The organism is Pseudoalteromonas apostichopi (assembly GCF_030297135.1).
Taxonomy (GTDB): domain Bacteria; phylum Pseudomonadota; class Gammaproteobacteria; order Enterobacterales; family Alteromonadaceae; genus Pseudoalteromonas; species Pseudoalteromonas apostichopi.
In genome coordinates this window covers 1,948,268-1,969,885 of sequence record NZ_AP028065.1, presented here as the reverse complement: position 1 = coordinate 1,969,885, position 21,618 = coordinate 1,948,268, and the positions used below count along the sequence as shown (strand labels likewise).

The window sequence follows — 21,618 nt, the reverse complement described above, 5'->3', positions numbered from 1 at the left end:
TCCAGCTTACTGATCAATGGTTATAGGTAAAACCTAGATAAAACTGGCGACCAAAGAATTGCGTGGTCCCTGTTTTACTGGTTGTTCCAAAGTAGCTTTGTGTTGGTTCATCAGTCAGGTTATTCACTTGTAATAACATGCCGAATGAATCTGTGAACTGATACGATGTTTGGAAATCGACAACCGTTTCCGCATCAAAATTCACCACTTGCTCATTGACAGCAACTTGCTCTGAAACAAAGTCATCGCGATAACGCACATTCAAACGTGTTTCAAAGTTTTCATAGCTGTAAAAAAGTGTGCCGTTAAAGACATTGTTTGAAAGGCCAGGCAAATCTTGCGACACAGAATCGCCACCTAAATCAGTAATAGATTGCACTTCGCTCTCGGTATATGAGTAACTAGCGTTAATGCCTAGACCTTCAAACGGTGATGGTAAGAAAGAGAAAACTTGCGTATAGGCAAGCTCAATCCCACGAATATAACCACCTTTGGCATTATTAACCGCAGTAGTGTACACACCATTAGTAGTTTCGATTTGCTCACCGCTGACAGGGTCCACAATGTATTCTGGTACGTTAAAACCATTACCTTTGAAGTCAAAGTTCTCTATGGCTACCGTATCTATGAATGAGTCAATATTCTTATAAAACGCAGCAACAACCAGAGCACCATCTGTGTCTTCAAAGTATTGCTCGTATGAAATATCGTACTGGTCCGCATAGAAAGGTTTTAAGAATGGATTATTGGTACTTGAACCGTTAATTTCGCCGTCATTGTTAACCGATGCACTAGCATCACCTGCTAAACGGTTAATTGGAGCACGCGCCATCACTTTTGCCGCAGCAAAACGAATTTGTGTCGCGTCACTTACTTTAAAATTCAGGTTTAACGACGGTAAGTAATCAGTGTATTTAATACCTAACACGCTAGGCGCATAAAGGTCATTAACAATGCCATTGTCATCGACAATATATTGCGCACCAAGCTGCGGATCGCCACCGACATTTTCAAGTACTGTCGCTGACTGGTCTGTATCAACTCTGCGAATACCAAGGTTACCTGTGACTGGTAGAGTACCAATTTCGGTATCAATGTTAAGCATAAGATACGCTGATACCACTTCTTCGTAAACTGATCCGCTTTGTAGCATGGTCCATGAATAGTTAGTAGTATAGCCTTGTGCATTTGGCTCACCATCACCATCTAAATCAACAACACCATCAGCATTACCCCAAGTTTGTACTGGCTGTGGAATACCATCAGGGAACCACGCGTTGAGCGCTTTATCTAAATCTATCGCTAAGTATGATGGGAAATAACTAAACTCACCTTGCCAATCAACTACTGTAGTCATATCGTCAGTTAGACGAAGTGGCGGCTGTGTCGAAGAGAATGCGCCATCGTTACCGTATTCAAATACAGAGCGATTATTACTGTACTCACGGTCTGAATAACGAGCGCCAAATTCAATTGAGCTAAACCAATTGTTCTCTAACTCATATTTAAAATCGAGTCGAAATGCTTTTACTTCATCTTCATTTTCATACGGATAAATACCGTATTTACTAACCATAACTCGGTCGATATCGCTAAATGCGTCGGCTTGATTAAAGCCAATATCAGGTAAGTTTAAGCCGTTCAATTGATAGTTAAGTGATACATTGGTATCAAACACAGGGTTTTCAACGGTAGCATCTTCTGCAACCAATGCCCAAAGTAAACCATTTCGGAAGTTACTCTTAGCACGTGATAGCGACACGTCAGCGTTCATGTTTAAACGCTCGGTAATTTGCCAATCTGCATTAATACCGTAGCTATCTACTTCATCGAAGTCTTGGTTATCATCATTAACGATTTCAACGCGAGTAAAGCTATTTGATGTGCGGTTAATCGCACCACCAATAACCGCATTACCATCAAGTACTGGGTTAGCATATACAGCAGATGGGCCACCGAACTTAACCCGGAAACCACGGGCAAATGACTCGCTATCAAAACGAGATAAAAACGCATCACCTTTTAATTTAAAGCTATCGGTTGGCGCCCATTCAATCGAGGTTAAATAGCCATTACGGGTTTCTTCACCGCCTAAATGCTGAAGCTCAAAACCCTCGCTGATGTATTCATTAGCAGGGTTATCTGCAGGGCCATCGGTATCATTTGCTAACCCATCAACATCTTTATTGCCGTTATATGCAAAGCCGATAAACTGAGTCGCCACACTTGGCTGGAATAAGCGTGCGTAACCCAATGCGACACCTAATGTATCGTCAAGAAACTTACCTTGGTAAGAGAAGCTAATACGATCGCCGTATTCGGTAGCATCGAATACCTCTGAAGCACGGTCGTTATACATACCCCGCACATTAGCGGTAAATTTGTGTTGCTGGTCATTATCCAATGGGCTGGCTGTTTGTAACTCTACTGTACCCGCTACGCCCCCTTCTATAAGTGATGCTTTGGGTGACTTATACACCGCCGCCGAACTGATTAACTCAGACGGATATTGGTCAAACTCAATACTACGGCTACCACTGGTAGATACTTGCTCACGACCATTTAATGTCGAAAAAACAAATCCACCGGATAAACCGCGGATGTTTATTTCGGCAGCTTGGCCACCGGTACGTACCGCTGAGATCCCCGGTAGCCGTGTTAATGCATCAGCCATCGACACATCAGGTAATGCTCCTAAGTCATCAGCTGATAGTTGCTCAGAGACTGTGTCGCTAAAACGTTTTTGATTTAATGATTGAATTAAGCTGCGACTGAAGCCGCGCACTTCAATTACTTCAAGCTCAGGATCTACTTCCTTTGCCGATGTGCGTTCTTCTTCCGTCGCCGCCATTGCACTATTTGCTGCCACCAAGGCCAGCATAAGCGCACTTAGCTTGAATTTCCCCATTGGATTCCCACCCTGTTGTCGTTGGAGGTGTTGTATTTGTGGTTATTGTTGTTGTCAAAAAACAACCAATAAAGTGTAACCAAAAGGTGAATATTGTGTGATGAATACGTATGCAATAGGAGCTTACTGGGGAGAGCTGCGATCACCTCCCTTTTTATTAGTGGTGTAATCGCAACAAAGAGAGATTTATAGGGTAATAACGACGCGAACTGCTAAGGTAATAAAAATTACCCCTAGCAATTTTTCAAACCATGGATTCGCCTTAGTAAAACCAAAACGCTTTTTTGATATTTCGGTTAACAGTGCAACAAGTAGATACCAGCCTGTATCGAGTACAAACACGGTTAAACACATGATCAACCCGACTTGCAAAGTCAGATTCTCTGGGTCAATAAACTGCGAAAATAGGGCTAGAAAGAAAACCGCAAGCTTTGGATTTAAAAAAGCAATGGCAAAACCATCTTGCAAAGCGATGCGAGGACTTGGCTTAGTCTGCTCAACATTCAGTGTTTGCGGGCTAGGTTTAGCTAACAGAATACGAATCCCCAAATAGGCGAGATATGCTGCACCGCCATAGACCAGCACTTGATAAAGCGTTGGTAACTGAGTCATCAGCGCGCCTAAGCCAAGTAACGAGGCACACGCATAAAAACCAACCCCAATACCATGGCTTAACGCCGCTAACATGCCGTTCTTCACACCTCCATGTAGACTGTGCTTTAAAACCACAGCTAAACTTGGCCCCGGAGACATAGCACCCATCACGCAAATTAAAACTAAACTCAACCACTCAGTTAGTGTCATTATTCTTTATTCTCTATTAATAATAAAACTGATGTTATGTTAGTCCATCAGTTGGTATTCAAAGTCATAATAATGAATACCCGATTCAATTCGAATTGCCATTTTACCTGAAATACCTTCAAGCTCTCCAGCACCGGAGTCAGGCACCACTTCTAAAGTTAATCGGTCAGTCCCTTTATCCATAGTGCCAAAATGTTGCAGTACAAAACTACCTTGCTTACCTTCTAAGCTACCAACAACTTGCTCAATTGCTACATAGCCTGCACTGCCTTGAGTTGCAGTCATGGCACTGAGCATTTCGCCTTGGCTTGTTGCCTCTAATGGGCCTGAGAACTGTTTATCAATAGACATGCGTCCTAAATTAACGCCATCTTGACCTGTGGCATAGCCGCCAATTGGGTTTAATTTTACGCTGAATTGACCACTGATCGTTGTAGATTCCATACTAATCCCTTAATAACTGTTGATTTTTAGAGCATTGATAACCATATCTATACCCTATTCACCAATAAGAATCTAGCATGCCTAACAATAAAGAAAAGGCGGCATTTAGCAGCCTGTTACCAATTTTAGCTTTTATAAAACCCTATAAATGGGTGGTGTTTGCAGCGCTTGGCGCCTTGTTGCTCACCGCTGGTGTGAACTTATCACTTGGGCAAGGCGTTAAATTTGTTATTGATCGTGGCTTTATTGCTGGCTCACAAGCTCAGCTTCAACAAGCAGTAATGGCACTGATTGGTTTGATTAGCTTATTAGCGGTAGGTACTTTCTGTCGCTTTTATTTAATGTCGTGGATTGGCGAGCGAGTCAGTAACGATATGCGTAAAGCTGTGTTTGATCGTATTGTTACGTTGCACCCCAGCTACTTTGAAGAAAACCGCAGCGGCGAGCTAATGTCGCGTCTCACCACCGATACCACCTTGTTGCAATCTATCATCGGCTCATCTTTTTCAATGGCACTACGCAGTAGCTTAATGCTCATTGGTGGTCTAGCTATGCTACTTATCACCAACTTAAAGCTAACCCTTGTGGTTGTTGCCTGCGTGCCTGTGGTATTACTACCGATGATGATTTTTGGTCGCAAAGTACGAAAGCTCGCAAGTTCCAGCCAAGATGCTATTGCCGATATCAGCACCTATGCAGGTGAGATCATTCAAAATATCAAAGTCGTGCAAAGTTATAGCCATGAAGAGCGTGAAAAAGCGGCATTTAGCGAAGAGACAAACAAAGCGTTTCAAGTAGCGAAGAGCCGCATCAAACAGCGCTCGTTTTTAATTGCTGCGGTTATATTCCTAACCTTTAGTGCCATTAGTGTGATGCTTTGGGTTGGCGGCAGTGACGTATTAGCTGGCACAATGACAGGTGGTGAACTAGGCGCTTTCGTGTTTTACGCAATTATGGTGGCCATGTCTGTAGCAACAGTTGCAGAAGTATATGGGGAACTACAAAGAGCCGCAGGGGCAGCAGCACGATTGTTAGAGCTACTAGCCGTTAAAAGCATGATCCAAAATCCGGATACGAATAACGATGCACAATTTGAAGCAAACAAGCTCACCCACCCTGCTATCCAATTTAATGATGTGTCTTTCCATTACCCTTCAAGGCCTGATAAAGCCGCTTTAAATACACTGAATTTACAGGTAAAGCGGGGGCAAACTGTCGCTATAGTTGGCCCGTCAGGCGCTGGTAAAACAACGTTGTTTGAGTTACTGCAGCGCTTTTATGACCCAAGCTCTGGGAGTATTTCGCTGGCAGGAATAAACATAAAAGCTCTTTCTCTTGATTGCTTGCGCCAGCAAATGGGGATGGTGGCACAAAACCCAATTTTATTTAGCTCAGATGTAATGCATAACATTCGCTATGGCAACCCAAGCGCCAGCGACGAGCAAGTATATGCTGCGGCTAAATATGCCCATGCTGATGAGTTTATTAATCAACTACCAGATGGCTATCACAGCTTTTTAGGGGAGCAAGGTGTCAGGCTTTCTGGTGGGCAAAAACAACGCATAGTCCTCGCGCGAGCAATATTAAAAGACCCAGCTATCTTATTGCTTGATGAAGCAACCAGTGCACTCGATGCACAAAGTGAGTTTCATGTACAAGCTGCGTTAAAGCATCTAATGAAAGACAGAACAACACTCATTATTGCCCATCGTTTAGCAACGGTTAAACATGCCGATGTAATTGTTGTAATGGATAAAGGGGAAATAATTGCAACTGGTACACATCAGCAATTGTTTGAGACTAACCCATTGTATAAACAATTGTGCGAATTACAGTTTAATCGAGATTAAAAAAGAGAAATGTCAGGTTTGAAAGGGCATATCAAACCTGACCACAACTTTAGATGTAATACCAATTAGCTTAATTAAGTAGTCTATTTTGAGGCAATAAAACCTCGTTGATAACAAGGCAAAAATTTCGTTATTTAGTTGTTCTAAATCAGAAATTTTTAACGCAGTTAGCGACAGGTTTAATCCCTCAAAATGATTAAGTATTATTGCGGATTGGTATAAAATCTAACCTTGTGTATTTGGTACGATCTGAATTTCTACGCGACGGTTTAAAGCACGACCATTTGCTGAGTCATTGCTCGCTACAGGACGCGTTTCACCATAACCTTTTGTGCTAATGCGCGCAGACATGATCTGATGATTAACTAGGTAATCTTTTACGCTTTGTGCACGCTGCTGAGACAACGTCATATTGTAGCTATCTTTACCTGTGCTATCTGTATGACCTTCAACACTTAAATACGTTTTTTCGTACTTATTCATCACGTTAGCAATCGCGTCTAGCGTGCTGTGGAAACCTGATGAAATATATGACTGATCTGTCGCAAAAGTAATGTTTGATGGCATGACCAGACGGATATTATCGCCTTCACGAACCACTTCAACACCAGAGCCCGCTAGCTCATCGCGAAATGCTTCTTCTTGCTTATCCATATAATCGCCAACGGCTGCACCAGCTAATGCACCAATAGCTGCACCAATGAAGATACGTTTATCGTCGTGATCACCTGTTGCTTTACCTAGTACTGCACCTGTTGCGGCGCCAATCGCAGCGCCTTTACCTGTATTAGTTGTCTCACAACCTGTTAAAAGAACGGCTAAAACGCCCACTGTTAAAACTGATTTTGTAAAAGTCATGTGTCTCTCCATGGCAATTATTCAAATTGAATTGTTAACAATTATGAATGAGTTTCTATGAACAAACGATGAAGAGTGGGTTACTTATCAAGTGTTACAGTAGTAATCGGAGGTAAGTTATATCTTTTGACCAATTCTGTTAAGCGGCCATTGAGGACTAACGTATTGAGGCGCTCTTGAATTTTTTCGGCCAAATCTGAGCGTGCGAATTGTTTACTTAACGCAATGTGACCATATATGACATCTTTATGGCGATACGGCATTTTTACGATTTCTTGTGAAGGTCGCTGCAGAAATACAGAGGCATGATCAGCTGTGCTCTCAACAGCAATCACTAGCTCAACACGATTTTTTAATAGCATTTCAAATGCATTATTTTCACTTAAAGCCTCAACTTTTATAAGTGTTTTATCGTTATCGAAACGAGGAAAGTGTGCTGCACCTCGCATTACAGCAATACGTTTACCGGCTAAATCTTGATAGCTATTTATTTCAAGCTCGCTATCAGTTCTTGCATAAAACACAAAAGAAGACGACAACATCATGTATGGAGGGGTGAGAAACTGCATTTTTTGTTCACGCGCTTTGGTGCGAATGAGTCCGCCCATCACATCTAGTTCATTTTGTTCGAGCATTTTCAGACAACGAGAAAACGGGCAAGCAACATACTCAAGTTTGATTGGTAAAGTACGCCGCACCTCACGCATAATATCAACAATCGCGCCGCTCACTTTACCATCTTCAGTGACCATGCCATAAGGAGGCGCATGATCAACAGCCACCACAACCTTCTCAAAAGAAGTTGCAAGTGCAAAGCTGCTGCATAGCGATAACAATAAACAGGTAATATAGCGTTTCATAGTGATACTCATAACTACGTTCACTCGTTCTCTATATTGTAGACGGCCTTGTGTCATAAAAACCACAAAAATGTCATACAATTTTGTCATAATAGAAACATTCACCCTGGAACGGCAAAAGTAATGTTATTCATCATCTTTAAACAATTCTTTTTATTAGGCTGTATGAGCTTTGGTGGTCCTGCAGCACACCTTGGTTATTTTAAGCGCCACTTTGTTGATAATTTAAAATGGCTTTCAGCAGAACGTTATGCTCAACTAATTAGCCTGAGCCAAGCGTTACCAGGCCCGGGGTCGAGCCAAGTTAGCTTTGCAATGGGGGTTGAAAAAGGTGGGCTACTGGGAGGTCTTTGTGCTTTTGTAGGCTTTACCCTGCCCTCATTTTTAATCATGTTTTTTCTGGCTCTCAGTGCTCACCAATTTGGTGATATTTACTTTGCAGTCATTGCTGGACTTAAACTATTTGCTGTAGTGATCGTTGCCGATGCAACCTACAGCATGGCAATGAGCTTTTGCAAAAGCCACTTACATAAACTCATAGCAGTACTGAGTACTGTTGCGCTGATTGTATTTTCACAGTTATCAAGTCAAATTTTAGTACTTATTGCGGCTGCAGCCATAGGTTGGTTTTATCCTCAGCTTAAACTGCCAGAGAACCAAGAACATAAACCTGTGAAAATTGCTTGGTTACCGCTTGGTTTATTTACCGCCTTGTTACTGATGAGCTTTTTACCTTTAGGCGAGTGGTTCTCTTTGTTTGCACCATTTTACCAAACAGGCGCTATGGTCTTTGGCGGCGGCCATGTTGTATTACCCATTTTACAAGCTGGTGTGCCGAGTCTTGAAACCGAGCAGTTTTTATCTGCTTATGCCAGTGCTCAGGCCATTCCAGGACCAATGTTTACCATAGCAACATACCTAGGCGCACAAGTGTCGCCAAATACGCCACTTATAGGTGCAATTGTCGCGACCATCATGATTTTCTTGCCGGGATTTTTATTGATGTTAGCTTTTATGAAAAGCTGGCTACAACTGGCTGATAAGCCTCGCTTTGCAGGCAGTATTTCAGCATTAAATGCCGCCGTGGTGGGCTTTTTAGCTGCCGCCCTTTATTCACCTATTTGGCAATCAGCCGTGCAAAATCTGTGGCAAGTAGCTTTAGTTATTGCGGCATTTACTTGGCTAAGAATAGCAAAGCCACCAATTTGGTGGCTATTGTTAGGATTTATTGCTATTAGCGTACTGATTAGTCAGTTTTAAGCTTTTTCACGCACAGTGTTAGCAACCTTGATACTTGGTTTTAGCCCTGTTTGGGATTCGCTTGTACTTAACTGCCCAGTAACACTTTGATAGGGTCTAAGTCCAAATATAGGCAACACAGCAAGTAGATGATCCATAATCTCTGCTTGCAAGTGCTCATACGAAATCCAGCGCTTATCTTCACTAAAGCAGTAAAACTCAATGGGTAAACCATGATTCATCGGTTGTAACTCACGCACCATTAGGGTTAAATCACGATTAATTTTTTCGTGCTGTTTTAAGTAACCTTCAGCATAACGACGGAATAAACCAAGGTTTGTCACCGGATCAGGCAAGCTTGAAACACGAATATAATCATTAAGTGGGATAGCAGCATCAATTTGTTCACGAAACGCATCATCGACTAAACGTATACTATTCATATCAATATTTAAAGCACGCTTGATACGACGACCACCTGACTCTTGCATACCTCGCCAGTTTTTAAATGATCCAGCAACCAGCATATAAGTTGGGATAGTTGTAATGGTGTTATCCCAGTTTCGTACTTTTACGGTATTTAAGCCAAGGTCGATAACCTCACCGTCTGCGCCATAGCTATCCACTTGGATCCAATCACCATAGGTCACTAAACGATTAGCTGCAATTTGTATACTGGCTACAAAACCCAAAATAGTATCTTTGAACACCAGTAAGGTGACCGCAGCTATCGCACCAAAACCTGAGAGAATATATGTCGGTGACTTCTCTAGTAAAATGCTCACAATAAGGATGGCACAAACCATAAAAGTGATAAGTTTTACTACCTGTATCAAACCCTGAATCGGAATATCACGGGCAAAGTCAAGTTGGTTATAAATACCACCTGCAATACTCACCACACTACTTAAAATGAAACCACCATAAATGATCAGGGCAACTTGCCCCACGGTTTTAAGGACCAACGAGGCAACATCATGGACAGGATATACGTAATCAAAAGTTGCCAAATAAAGAACGCAACACAATGCTCCAGCAAAGCGACGATTGAGCTTATTGAGCATAGGTGTCAGCGCGCCAATGCGCTCTGGTGAAAGACGAGTAACAACCTTTTGGATGCCCGGCAGTAGCAGGCGGCGGGTAAACGTATAGATTATTAGTAATGAGCCAACGCCGATAGCTGTCGCCGTTAATGCGCTTAACAGCGTCGCGTCTGGCATTGATTCAAACCAAGGCATCACCAATTCTTGCAGGTGAGTTTGCTTCATGGCGCTTCAACCTCTTTATTGATGTTGGCAAGGTACTCAGCTTGCTGGGCTTGATGATAAGTTAGTAGCTGGGCGTCTTTTTGCAACCATAACTCATTAATATGTTGTTGAAAAGCTGTTCTAAAAGCTCTGTCATGCTGATAATCACCAATCATATCTGCGCTAATTGCTTGCACATGCATCTCAACTTTTATGACATTAAGACGACCACGCATCAGATTTCGGCAAATATGCTCGCCTTCCCCCTGGTAAATAATCGAGGTATTTAATAATGCATCAAACTGCTCACCTAATACCTCAAGGGCAAATGCAGTACCACCCGCTTTTGGCTTTAAGAGGTAAGTAAACGGGCTATTCTGTTTACTGTGTTTTTGACAAGTAAAGCGAGTGCCTTCAACAAAGTTAATTATAGTCGTTGGGTGATTACGAAAATCGCGGCAACTGCGTTTGGTACGCTCTACATCAAGTCCTTTCAGCTTGGGATTTTTTGCCAGCTGCGCTTTGCTAACGCGCTTCATAAAAGGCATACCCATAGCCCAAGCGCCGGTGCCAATGAACGGCACATACTTCAGCTCGTCTTTTAAGAAGAATTTTGGCGCAGGTAACACATCAATCGCACTTAACACAACAATGTCGAGCCAACTCATATGATTAGAAATAAGTAAGTACCAACCATCTTTACTGATATTGCCTTTAATATCGATATCAATCGTTGGGCAACCTAACCACAAAGCGAAACGGTTACCTTTGCACCAACCACGATAAGCTACATGGAGAATATCGCTAACCACTTTAAACGGTAGTAATAATTTAAGCACACCGAACAGCAGCACTAGCGTGCCCCAAATAATCACATTAGCAAACAAAACAATGCTGACTAGGATGCCTGTTAACCAATTTGGTAAAAATTTCTTTAACATATATGTGCTCTCGACTGCGTTAGCAATACTACTGCGTTTTTGCTTCTAACTCGGCTAGCTGCTGATTTTTTTCATCCCAAATGCGATTTAACTCAGCTTGAAAGTTAACTCTAAAGTCAGCATCACCGGTGTAATCACCGATTAAATTAGGGCTCACTTCCATCACTTCTACTCGCAAATCAACTTGCGTAACACGACCACTGGCAAAATCAACAAAGCTCGGAATACCATCAGGATAATGAATGGTTACATTGACCACTTTTGAAATTTGTTCACCCATAGCTTGCATAACAAACGCAACCCCGCCCGCTTTTGGCTTTAACAAGTGTTCAAAAGGGCTGTTTTGGCGTGAATGTTTTTCGGCAGTAAAACGTGTGCCTTCAACAAAGTTAACGATACTTACCGGCATTTCTTTGAACTTTTCGCAAGCTTTGCGCGTTGTTTCTAAGTCCTTGCCACGTAATTTAGGGTTTTTCTTTAATTGTGATTTGCTAGTGCGAGTCATAAAGGGAAAATCTAATGCCCACCACGCAAGACCTAAGAAAGGCACGTAAATTAGTTCTTTTTTTAAGAAAAAGTTTAAAAAAGGAATGCGGCGATTAAACACGCGTTGCATTACAACAATATCTACCCAGCTTTGATGATTAGCGATCACCAAGTACCAATCTTTTGCTTTGAGCTGCTCAAGTCCGGTTACGTTTAGCTTATAAGAAGCAAATAAGTTTTGGTTAATACTGTTACAACTCACCCACATAGTGGCGCATTGCTTAGCAACCCAACTCATTAATTTTTGCAGAGGTTTAATTGGGATCAGTTTAATCACGCCACAAATAAAGATGGGCACGAACCAAAAAAGTGTATTGAGGGTGTAGAATAAAAAACTGAACACACAACGGATCATGGACATTACTACTTATTCCTTTAATGCTTAATCTTCAAAATACGTGTAGCCAGAAAGGCCAGCATTTAGTTCTGACAAATATTGTGCCTTAGATTGCTCATCAATTGCCAGTGACTTAACCCGTTTTGCAAAGTTTTCAGCAAGAATGTCACTATCATAATCAACAAACTTTAATACGTCCTTAACGCTGTCACCTTTAATCGCGTTAGTCAGCTGATAACCGGCTTCAGTAAGCTCAACATGCACTGAATCTGTGTCGCCGAATAGGTTATGTAAATCACCTAAAATTTCTTGATACGCGCCCACTAAGAACATCGCAATGTGATATTGCTGGCCTTGCTTGTACTCAGGTATAGGTAAGCTGCTCTCAATGCCGGTACCTTCAACATAGTTACGAATTTGTCCATCAGAGTCACAGGTAATGTCTTGAATAATAGCGCGTTGCGTTAACGGCTGATGTAGGTTTTCAACAGGCATCACAGGGAATAATTGCTGAATACCCCAAACATCAGGCAGTGATTGGAATAATGAGAAATTAACGAATAGCTTGTCGGCCAGTTTTTCGTTTAAATCGTCTAACACTTCACGGTGGGCACGGGCATTTTCGCTGAGGGATGCTCGAACGCGGTGTAAAATGGTGAAATACAGCTGCTCAAGCTTCGCCCATTCAAGCATAGTGAGTAAGCCATGCACATACTGATCATGAGCTTCACTAAATAGATGCATTGCATCATGATAAATTTCCAGCGCCATACGCGGTGTTAAACGCTGTAAACACTGCCACATTTCATCTAGTACCAATACGCTACCGGCCTCAGGCGCTGTTGGGTTTTCATGATTTGGCGCACGCTCAACATCGATAACATCAGTAATTAATACCGCATGATGCGCTGTTAACGCACGACCTGATTCGGTAATAATGGCTGGGTGTTTAAGGTCATGTTGTTGGCACACTTCAGCAAACGCATTCACTACATTACGTGCATATTCATCAACACTGTAGTTCATTGAACACGAACTACGTGAACCAGACCCTTCATAATCAACACCTAAACCGCCACCTACATCAACTGTATTAAGTGGCACGCCTAACTGAGTTAACTCAGCAAAATGGCGAGCACATTCACGCAATGCCCGATGAATATCACGGATATTGGCAATCTGAGAGCCAATATGGAAATGCACTAGTTGCATTAAATGAAGTTTATTACGCGACTTAAGTAGCTCAACAGCAGAAAGTACTTGGCCTGCAGTTAAACCAAACTTGCCTTTTTCACCACCGGTATTTTGCCATTTACCTTTACCTACCGAGTTTAAGCGAATACGGATACCGATTGATGGCTCAATTCCTAAGTCATCAATTTCAGCTAACAAGGTAGTCAGTTCAGAGAGTTTTTCAACAACAATGTGAACCTTGTGCCCCATGCCTTGACCAATACAGGCCAAGCGCAAAAATTCACTGTCTTTGTAGCCATTACATACAATGGTAATTGGCTCTTTCGCTACACCTAAAATCGCCATAAGCTCAGGCTTTGAGCCGGCCTCAAGGCCCACTAAACCACTTGGATGAGCGAGTAGTTTACTCACAACAGAGCGCTGTTGATTAACCTTAATTGGATAAACACAAGTATAACTACCTTGATATTCACGGGCGTTACACGCTTTGGTAAAAGCACTTGTCAGAGTATCAACACGATTTTGTAGAATGTCAGTAAAGCGTACTAGTACAGGTAAAGTAAGACCTTGCTTTTTGAATTGCTCGGTCAGTTCAGATAAAGACACCGCAGCTTTAGTTTGATCACCATCAGGGTAAGCCACCAGCTCACCTTGCGCGTTAATGTCAAAGTAACCGTCACTCCAGTGAGCAACATTGTATGTATCGCGTGCTTTGTCTAAACCCCAAGTCATGGCAATATCTTCTGTAATTTCATTAAATATAAACGCACATTTTAATACGCTAGGGCTGACCACGCTAACAAAAATTGCGCTATATGCCAAAGTGATAAAAAATATTCGCTATACTGATTAAAATTTGATTGAGCAATTGGTCAAGCACTGGCAAAATTGCCCCCCTTTTTTACCATTAACCAAAAGTGTATGAGCAAGATGGCTAATTTAGATCAAAACAACTGGTTCACTGAAATTAGTGACCGTGATGGTAGTGCCTTTTCACTACGCATTACTAAAAAGCTTGATGAACAACAGTCGCCATTTCAAAAAGTAGAAATGTACGAAACAACTGACTTCGGTAATCTGATGATTATTGACGGTTGTACTATGGTAAGTAGCCGTGAAAACTTTTTTTATCACGAGATGATCAGCCATCCGGCATTGCTTGCACACCCAAATCCAAAAAATGTTGTGATCATTGGTGGTGGTGACTGCGGTACATTGCGCGAAGTATTAAAGCACCCAGGTGTTGAAAGCGTAACACAAATTGATATCGATGAAGTCGTGACACAAATGTCACTTAAATACTTCCCTGAGCTGTGTGAATCAAATCAAGATCCTCGCGCTACAGTGATGTTTGACGACGGCATCAAGTACATGCGTGAAGCAGCCCCTGAATCAATCGATGTAGTGATTGTCGATGGTACAGATCCTGTTGGTCCAGGCGAAGGTTTATTCAACCATGCTTTCTATACGAGCTGTTTAACTGCACTTCGCCCTGGCGGTATCTTAATTCAGCAAAGTGAATCACCACTTATGCATATGCCACTATTAGTAGAAATGCGCGATGCGATGACAGAAGTGGGCTTTGTTGATCTACAAACTCTGCCTTTCCCACAGCCAATTTACCCAAGTGGCTTATGGTCAGTGACCCTTGCTCGTAAATCTGAATCGTTTGCAGGTTTTCGTGAAGATGATGCAAATACACTCGCGCAAAGCACAGAATACTATAATGCAGGTATTCACCACGGCGCATTAGCAACACCAAATTATATGAAACGTGCTTTTGAGAAAAAGTAAGCGTTTTAGTTAGATGTAAAAAGGGCTCATTGAGCCCTTTTTTGTTGGCTTATGATTAGACTTTAAATCGATTTACTAAATGATTGAGCTCATCAGTGAGTTGGTTCATACGATTAGCTACTTCTTGTGTTGAACTAGCTAAGCCGCCCCCTTGTTGGGTTTGATCGTTTAAGTCTGATAAATTTTGGCTAATTTCATCTGCCACAGCAGTTTGCTCTTCCGTCGCTTGCGCTGTCTGCATTGCCATATCATTTACCTTAACTGATGACTCTTGCATTGAGTTAAGCACATCATTGGTTTGTGTAAATGACTCAACCGCTTCATCGGCATAGCGCTTACCACTGTTAATAGCTTGCAGTGACTGCTCAACGCTTGTAGCAAACTGTTCAACCATAGTTTGAATGTCATTAGTACTTTCTTGTGTGCGAGTTGCTAGGGTACGAACCTCATCAGCAACGACCGCAAAACCGCGACCTTGCTCACCGGCGCGCGCGGCTTCAATTGCAGCATTCAGAGCAAGCAAATTTGTTTGTTCAGCTATTGCCCGAATTACTTCAAGCACTTTGGCGATGTTGTCTGAGCTTTGCTGCAATTCTGTTGAACGCTGGCTGGCATGCTCCATGTTGTCTGACAGCGCAATAATTTTACGGCTTGAATTATCAACCGCAGCTAAGCCTTGTTTAGCTAGCTGTTGTGAATTATCGGCTTCATGAGATGAGTTTTGCGCCACATTGGCCACTTCGCGACTTGCTACACTCATTTCGTGTACAGCACTGACTATCGACTCAGACGCTTGGCTGAGCTTTTGATTTACTTGGTGGTTTTGATTAGCAAAGTTGTCTAAATCATTACCAAGATTATGTAGCTCTTTCGCTTGTTCTAAAATATCTTTGATTAACTGTTGTAAGTTATCTAAAAAGCGGTTGAATGCAGTAGCCAACTCAGCAAATTCATCTTGCGTTTTAACATTAATACGACCTGTTAAATCTCCATCTCCAGAGGCAATTTCGTTAATTCGTTCTGTGACAAAGTTAATTTGTTTTGTAAGCTGGCGTGGCACAAAATAACTAAACCAACCAGCAACTGCCAGAACAACTGCAATCATCAGCATAAGCATCACTTTAAAGCCCATTACTTTATCCATCAGCTTTTCTGTTTCTGCTTGAGAGGTTTTATCTGCCGCTTCACCGGCTTTATCTAAAATATCACGTAGTGCCGAAAAGGATTGCTCTGCAGCTTGTCTTTGCGAAGCATCAGCAGGGTTATTTATGTAACTTGTTGATGCTGTGTACCATGCATCAAATGCGCTATCAAAGTTACGGAATTGACTCGTAATCTCAGAGTATGGCGACATATAAGATAGATATTGCTTAAATCGTTCTTTAACTTGCTCGGCATTTTCTTGGTGATCTGTTAGTTGCTCTTTATCACCTTTCATTTGAGTAACAAGATGCAACTCTGCCACTTTAGCTTGGTACAGGTCTCGGTCAGCATTAACAACCACAGAAACCGCATTTAAGAAACGTTCTGACTGTGCATCAATCGCTTCTTTTTGAAGGTTAATTAGATAGGTATAGCCGGCAATTAAAATGACGACAGCAATGCCAAGTAGCACAATTGGTAAAGAGCTTTTGACGCGAATGCTTTGTAACTTCATACATTATCCCAATTCAAATTCTAATCAGCACGTTCATTAGAATGTTAGTAGAAAAACTAAAAAAGTGTATGAAATTAAAAAAACCAACTCGCTGAAAATTGCAATTGCTGCTGCGAGTTATGCTCATTAAATCCCATACCGGGTCTGTTTTGAGCGTCACTGCTCAGCACTGAATATTCAGCACCTACTTGCCACTGAGTTGACAGTTGATAACGCCAACTTGCGGTTAAAGCTTCTCCACGACTTTGGTTAGGATCAAATTGCCAATCATCATGATCGCTAACCTTGAAATAATCATACCTAATTGTGAGACGATGCTGGTCTAACTTGTGGCTTAATAAAACAAAATGACTATAAAAATCATTATCTACCCCACGGTGAGGGCCCATTGAAGTTTTACCATCTAACAATTGCGCAATAATGCGTGTTTGCTTATTAACTTTATATAGCCAAGCAACGCTTAAAAAGCGAGTATCCCATGCGTATTGACCAGTATCGGTATTCAAAGCACCTGGATCGCCATTGTTATCATAATAATAAACACGTAATTGCGATCGCTTCTGATAATCCCAATGCGCGCCAACGTAATAACCAAAGCGGCCATCAACTTCTTCGAAAGGCTCAACATGCTCAGCTTGCTTACTTAACTGATACCAATTAAATGAATTAGGGGTTGCAAAATCAATACGTTCATTAAAGGTAGTTTGCCTATCATGCATAGCAAAGCCCCGCCATGACAATAAAGTACCGGCGGGATCATTGCCTTTAAACACCGAGGCAACCCCTTCAAAGCTGTGGTTACTTCTAAACTGTCGACCTGGGCGCTTAATGCTTGCCTCTAAACCAAAAGCACGTACCTCTTCACCAATCCATGTATTAATCGCAGAATTAGTATAGTTATAAGGTGACATCCAGCCACTTTGTGGATTCTCTAGTGACATTTTTGGATAAAAGCCACCAGCTTTAACAGCCCATTTGTAGCGACTTGCAGTGAGAGGCTGATATTGTAAATAAGCCTGAGTAAAGCCTACTGTCAGTTCAGGATCTGGATGAGCGTTAAGCACAGTATGCGCAGACCAATCGCTATTTAATTCAAAACGACTACTTAGCATAGCTTGTGATATTACGACACCATCATGCTCTTGGTCATAACGGTATAAGCCGATTCCCTTACGCTGATAGCTCGACAGTTGGTCGCCACGCACAGCCGTTACGGTTAGCTGCCCATCATGCTCGGCAAAGGCCTGTATAGGTAACCCCACAACACTAAATAATGCCAAGGCGTGCCATTTATTAATAATCATCAAATTCGTCGCTGCTTAGTTCTAATTTTGGTAATAAAGTTTGTTTTAACTGATAACTTAATTGCTTAGCCGTGTTTTTGATCTCGATGGTTTCTGGTGTGCTGATATCATTAAATCGGTCATGCCAAACAGCCAAAGTAAACTTACCTTTAGGTAAGCTTAGTTCAACCATACCTTGCTCATCGGTTTGCCCATAAATACCGCCATCAACGACTACAATATAACCCAGCATCCAGTCATGAATGTTACAGCCAAGCTCGACAACGCCTGTTTGTGCAAAGTTAATCGGTTTTTCTGGTTTATCGTGGTAAAGCTTTAACTCAAATTGCTTTGTTTTAGAAAATGAATAAACGTGGTGCATGATTGAATCAAGGTTAGGAAACTCAACATTAGCCCCTTGTGGCACTGCCAGCACATGAGGCACAAAGGCACGTTTTTTTTGACTCATAGTGTAATGACTATCAAAAGCTGTAACTTGTTTTGAACCTTTAAGCCAAACCACGGCATTTTTGAGAGGTTGATTCTGCTTATCAACTATCTGTATTTGCTGTGCCAATAAACATTGACTAAACAATAGTAGTAGCAACAGGGTTATTCTTGTCATTTTTGCTAAACCTTTTTAGGTGCTGGACTTGGTATCGCAACGTTCACTTTGTTGAATACGTATGCAGATCTCTCGTATTAACCGGCAAGTCACTTTATGCTTTAAGGATGTATGTGAATACGTGACAACAATCCATAACCATAAGCCGCCAAGGAACAACAATGCGATTAACTGCCTTAATGTTAGCAGCCTTTTCAGGTACTTGCCTAGCACAAACCACAACCGTCAGTTCACCTGATGGGCAGATCAAAGTAACTATCTCAGATGAGCAACACACACCTAGCTACGAAATCAGCTTTGCAGGTAAACAAGTCATTGCTAACTCTTCGTTAGGCCTTGTTTTTAAACAACAACCAGCAATGAGCGAAGGTTACAAAATTAGCAGCCAAACCACTGATTCGGTAAAAAGCAGCTGGGAGCAACCTTGGGGTGAACGCCAAACGGTAGTTGATAACCATAACGAAGTCGCTGTTACCTTTAAAAAGCCACAACCACAAGGTGGCACGTTTACAGTACGTTTTCGCGCTTTTAATGATGGTGTAGGTTTTCGATACGAATTACCAAAACAAGCTGGCTATGATGATGTAGAAATCACTAAAGAGCTTACAGAGTTTGCTATTACAGATTCATCAGATGCAACAGCTTGGTGGATCCCCGCCCGAGGTTGGAACCGTTATGAGTATGTTTATAACACTACCCCACTTCATCAAGCCGCACTTGTGCACACACCATTTACTTTAAAAAATAAAGATGGTGTGCATATCAGTATTCACGAAGCTGCCCTTGTTGATTATGCAGGCATGGTTTTAAATCAACGTCGTGATGGTACTTTCCAAGCAGATTTAACACCTTGGTCAGACGGTGTAGCAGTTAAAAAGCACGGCGCATTCAATACACCTTGGCGTACAATTCAAATTGGTGATGAAGCCGTTGATTTAATCAATTCTGATATCATCTTAAACCTAAACGAGCCGAATAAACTCGGTGATGTATCTTGGGTTAAACCGGGTAAATACGTAGGTATTTGGTGGGGTATGCACATCAATGAAAATACTTGGGGTAGCGGTAAAATTCATGGTGCAACCACTGCAAACACTAAATATTATATGGATTTCGCTGCTAAATATGGCTTTGATGGCGTGCTAGTCGAAGGCTGGAATATTGGCTGGGATGGCGACTGGTTTTATAACGGTGATGTATTTAGCTTTACTCAACCTTATGACGACTTTGATATTGAAGAGCTAACACGTTACGGCAAAGAAAAAGGCGTGCAATTAATTGGTCACCACGAAACTTCAGGTAACGTGACTAACTACCGTAACCAAATGGAAGCTGCATTTGCGTTATATGAAAAATCAAATGTAAGCCAAGTTAAAACAGGTTATGTAGCTGACGGTGGTAACATCAAGCGTATCGATGAAAACGGCATTGTGCGTAAAGAATGGCACGATGGTCAGTTCATGGTAAACGAGTACCTATACAACGTGAAACTTGCTGCTAAGCATAAGATTAGTATCAATACCCATGAGCCAGTAAAAGATACTGGCCTACGTCGTACATACCCGAACTGGATTGCTCGTGAAGGTGCTCGTGGCCAAGAGTTTAACGCATGGGGTACACCGCCGAACCCACCTGAGCACATTCCAATGCTTGCTTTCACCCGTATGCTTGCCGGCCCAATGGACTTCACACCAGGTATTTTTGATATGGGCTTTAACGGTCTAGGTGCCGATACCAATCGCCCACAAACAACTCTAGCGAAGCAATTAGCGCTATATGTTGTAATGTACAGCCCAATTCAAATGGCCGCTGATTTACCACGTAATTACTTGGCCAAGCCAGATGCATTTCAGTTTATTCAGGACGTACCAACTGATTGGCAACAAAGTATTGCACTACAAGGCGAAGTTGGCGATTACGTTGTATTTGCACGTAAAGAGCGCAAGCGTGAGCAATACTCAGGTAACGACTGGTATCTAGGCGCTGTCACAGACGAAAAAGCCCGCACTTTAGAAGTGAAATTAGACTTCTTAGATAAAGGCAAAAAGTTTGAAGCGCAAATCTACCGTGACGGTGATAAAGCACAGTGGGTTAATAACCCTTACGACTTAAAAGTAGAAAAACGCATTGTTACTGCTGATGATAAGTTGACGTTAAAGCTTGCTACCAGTGGCGGCACAGCGATTAGATTTAAAGCGATGTAAGTTGCTAAAAATTATGAAAAGCGCGGCATTTGATGTCGCGCTTTTTTATTTGCTTTGAGAAATAGGAGCACTAGTAATGGCTATGCTCACTTGCAATTTACCTTTCTCAAAGGTAAATTTTTTGAATGATTACTCAAGTAAGTAAAGAATGGATCCTTTAGAAAGACTTGCACAGAGAAATACCGCACATAAAACAGCTCGTAAAAAAGAAAAACGTGAATTACTTTGGCATATTCCGATCACTGTAATCAGTATTTTGACTTATATGTCTATTTATATCTTTTTAGTGACTGACGACATAAATCCGAATGATTTGCCAATAACTGTAAAGCCAGTATGGGTGGTTTCAAATCTACTAACTCTGGGGCTAGGTGCCACGCTCTTTGTAAGCAGTATTGCGTTTTTAGTATTGCTATATTTTTTAACGAAATATATAAAGGTAAATATTTTAAAGCTCAAAGTGGCAACTATAACTACTATGCTATTTCTGGTTAGTATATCTTTTTTTGCACTTGGCAATTTTTGTAACAGCCTAATTTATAAAAATAAAATTTTAATTGCCGATTTCATGCATTTTGGATTTTATGAACCTCCTACTCTCATTCAGATGGCTTTAAACTGGCTAACCATCTTAATAGTTATCTTGTTACTTTCTTTAAATTTCATCATTGCTTCAGCACCTTTCAAAGCCAGAAAGCACTTTAAAACTAGTTTTCTTGATAACTCATAACTGTAACAACTTAAACTATAAGTAACTGACTGCTCTGTAGATCTCCCCCCATAAAAAAGCAGCCTACTAGGGCTGCTTATAACTTAAGGTTTGAAGC

General features: G+C 41.6%; 17 protein-coding genes. 5 read left to right on the top strand and 12 right to left on the bottom strand.

Going from position 1 to position 21,618, the window contains the following annotated elements; translation table 11 throughout:
* Positions 1-13: 13 nt before the first annotated feature.
* The 3 genes from QUE86_RS08795 to QUE86_RS08785 all read right to left on the bottom strand — a co-directional run bounded on the left by QUE86_RS08795 (position 14) and on the right by QUE86_RS08785 (position 4,156).
* Positions 14-2,908 carry a TonB-dependent receptor gene (locus tag QUE86_RS08795; protein ID WP_178926505.1) on the bottom strand — a complete coding sequence of 965 codons (2,895 nt, stop codon included), beginning with the start codon at positions 2,906-2,908 and terminating at the stop codon, positions 14-16.
* A gap of 186 nt (positions 2,909-3,094) precedes the next feature.
* Positions 3,095-3,712 carry a LysE family translocator gene (locus QUE86_RS08790; protein ID WP_130049962.1) on the bottom strand — a complete coding sequence of 206 codons (618 nt, stop codon included), beginning with the start codon at positions 3,710-3,712 and terminating at the stop codon, positions 3,095-3,097.
* Between the two features lie 39 nt (positions 3,713-3,751).
* On the bottom strand, positions 3,752-4,156 hold the full coding sequence (locus QUE86_RS08785; protein ID WP_130049963.1) for a DUF3224 domain-containing protein: 405 nt from the start codon (positions 4,154-4,156) through the stop codon (positions 3,752-3,754).
* A 77-nt stretch (positions 4,157-4,233) separates the two neighbouring features.
* Between QUE86_RS08785 and QUE86_RS08780 the strand changes: the two genes are divergently transcribed.
* Positions 4,234-6,006, top strand: coding sequence for an ABC transporter transmembrane domain-containing protein (locus tag QUE86_RS08780; protein ID WP_286256662.1), 1,773 nt, complete (start codon positions 4,234-4,236; stop codon positions 6,004-6,006).
* 225 nt (positions 6,007-6,231) lie between these two features.
* Here QUE86_RS08780 and QUE86_RS08775 read toward each other — a convergent pair whose 3' ends face one another.
* Together QUE86_RS08775 and QUE86_RS08770 are read right to left on the bottom strand one after the other, a co-directional pair.
* Positions 6,232-6,864 (bottom strand): YiaD family glycine zipper/OmpA-like lipoprotein, encoded by a 633-nt coding sequence (locus QUE86_RS08775; protein ID WP_130049965.1) that lies wholly within the window; start codon positions 6,862-6,864, stop codon positions 6,232-6,234.
* A gap of 80 nt (positions 6,865-6,944) precedes the next feature.
* Complete coding sequence (locus tag QUE86_RS08770; protein WP_130049966.1) at positions 6,945-7,814, bottom strand: substrate-binding periplasmic protein; 870 nt, start codon at positions 7,812-7,814, stop codon at positions 6,945-6,947.
* A gap of 33 nt (positions 7,815-7,847) precedes the next feature.
* On the opposite strand from QUE86_RS08770, the gene chrA reads away from it, so the two are divergent.
* Complete coding sequence (gene chrA, locus QUE86_RS08765) at positions 7,848-8,984, top strand: chromate efflux transporter (protein ID WP_239977112.1); 1,137 nt, start codon at positions 7,848-7,850, stop codon at positions 8,982-8,984.
* Here the strand turns inward: chrA and QUE86_RS08760 are convergent.
* From QUE86_RS08760 to speA, 4 genes are read right to left on the bottom strand one after another with little or no spacing between them, the layout of a single operon-like run.
* Complete coding sequence (locus QUE86_RS08760; RefSeq protein WP_130049968.1) at positions 8,981-10,231, bottom strand: mechanosensitive ion channel family protein; 1,251 nt, start codon at positions 10,229-10,231, stop codon at positions 8,981-8,983. The genes chrA and QUE86_RS08760 overlap by 4 nt on opposite strands.
* Entirely contained in the window at positions 10,228-11,151 is a 924-nt protein-coding gene (gene yihG, locus QUE86_RS08755) for a 1-acylglycerol-3-phosphate O-acyltransferase, YihG family (RefSeq protein ID WP_130049969.1), read from the bottom strand. Before yihG (QUE86_RS08755) ends, QUE86_RS08760 begins: the two co-directional genes overlap by 4 nt.
* A 28-nt stretch (positions 11,152-11,179) precedes the next feature.
* A complete protein-coding gene (gene yihG, locus QUE86_RS08750; RefSeq protein WP_130049970.1) occupies positions 11,180-12,058 on the bottom strand; it encodes a 1-acylglycerol-3-phosphate O-acyltransferase, YihG family in 879 nt (292 codons plus the stop codon).
* Between the two features lie 21 nt (positions 12,059-12,079).
* Positions 12,080-13,960: a biosynthetic arginine decarboxylase gene (gene speA, locus QUE86_RS08745; RefSeq protein ID WP_130049971.1), complete on the bottom strand. Its 1,881-nt coding sequence runs from the start codon at positions 13,958-13,960 to the stop codon at positions 12,080-12,082.
* A 198-nt stretch (positions 13,961-14,158) separates the two neighbouring features.
* Here speA and speE point away from each other — a divergent pair, with 198 nt between their 5' ends.
* Positions 14,159-15,022: a polyamine aminopropyltransferase gene (gene speE / locus QUE86_RS08740; RefSeq protein WP_178926500.1), complete on the top strand. Its 864-nt coding sequence runs from the start codon at positions 14,159-14,161 to the stop codon at positions 15,020-15,022.
* 55 nt (positions 15,023-15,077) lie between these two features.
* Here speE and QUE86_RS08735 read toward each other — a convergent pair whose 3' ends face one another.
* The 3 genes from QUE86_RS08735 to QUE86_RS08725 all read right to left on the bottom strand — a co-directional run bounded on the left by QUE86_RS08735 (position 15,078) and on the right by QUE86_RS08725 (position 18,587).
* Entirely contained in the window at positions 15,078-16,679 is a 1,602-nt protein-coding gene (locus QUE86_RS08735; RefSeq protein WP_130049973.1) for a methyl-accepting chemotaxis protein, read from the bottom strand.
* 74 nt (positions 16,680-16,753) lie between these two features.
* Entirely contained in the window at positions 16,754-17,983 is a 1,230-nt protein-coding gene (locus tag QUE86_RS08730; protein WP_178926499.1) for a hypothetical protein, read from the bottom strand.
* The gene (locus QUE86_RS08725; RefSeq protein WP_286256646.1) at positions 17,973-18,587 is read right to left on the bottom strand and encodes a methylamine utilization protein; all 615 of its coding nucleotides are present in this window, start codon (positions 18,585-18,587) and stop codon (positions 17,973-17,975) included. The genes QUE86_RS08730 and QUE86_RS08725 overlap by 11 nt, the downstream gene beginning before the upstream one ends.
* A gap of 161 nt (positions 18,588-18,748) precedes the next feature.
* Between QUE86_RS08725 and QUE86_RS08720 the strand changes: the two genes are divergently transcribed.
* Together QUE86_RS08720 and QUE86_RS08715 are read left to right on the top strand one after the other, a co-directional pair.
* Complete coding sequence (locus tag QUE86_RS08720) at positions 18,749-20,791, top strand: glycoside hydrolase family 97 protein (RefSeq protein WP_286256643.1); 2,043 nt, start codon at positions 18,749-18,751, stop codon at positions 20,789-20,791.
* A 148-nt stretch (positions 20,792-20,939) separates the two neighbouring features.
* The gene (locus QUE86_RS08715) at positions 20,940-21,521 is read left to right on the top strand and encodes a hypothetical protein (protein ID WP_130049977.1); all 582 of its coding nucleotides are present in this window, start codon (positions 20,940-20,942) and stop codon (positions 21,519-21,521) included.
* Positions 21,522-21,618 lie beyond the last annotated feature (97 nt).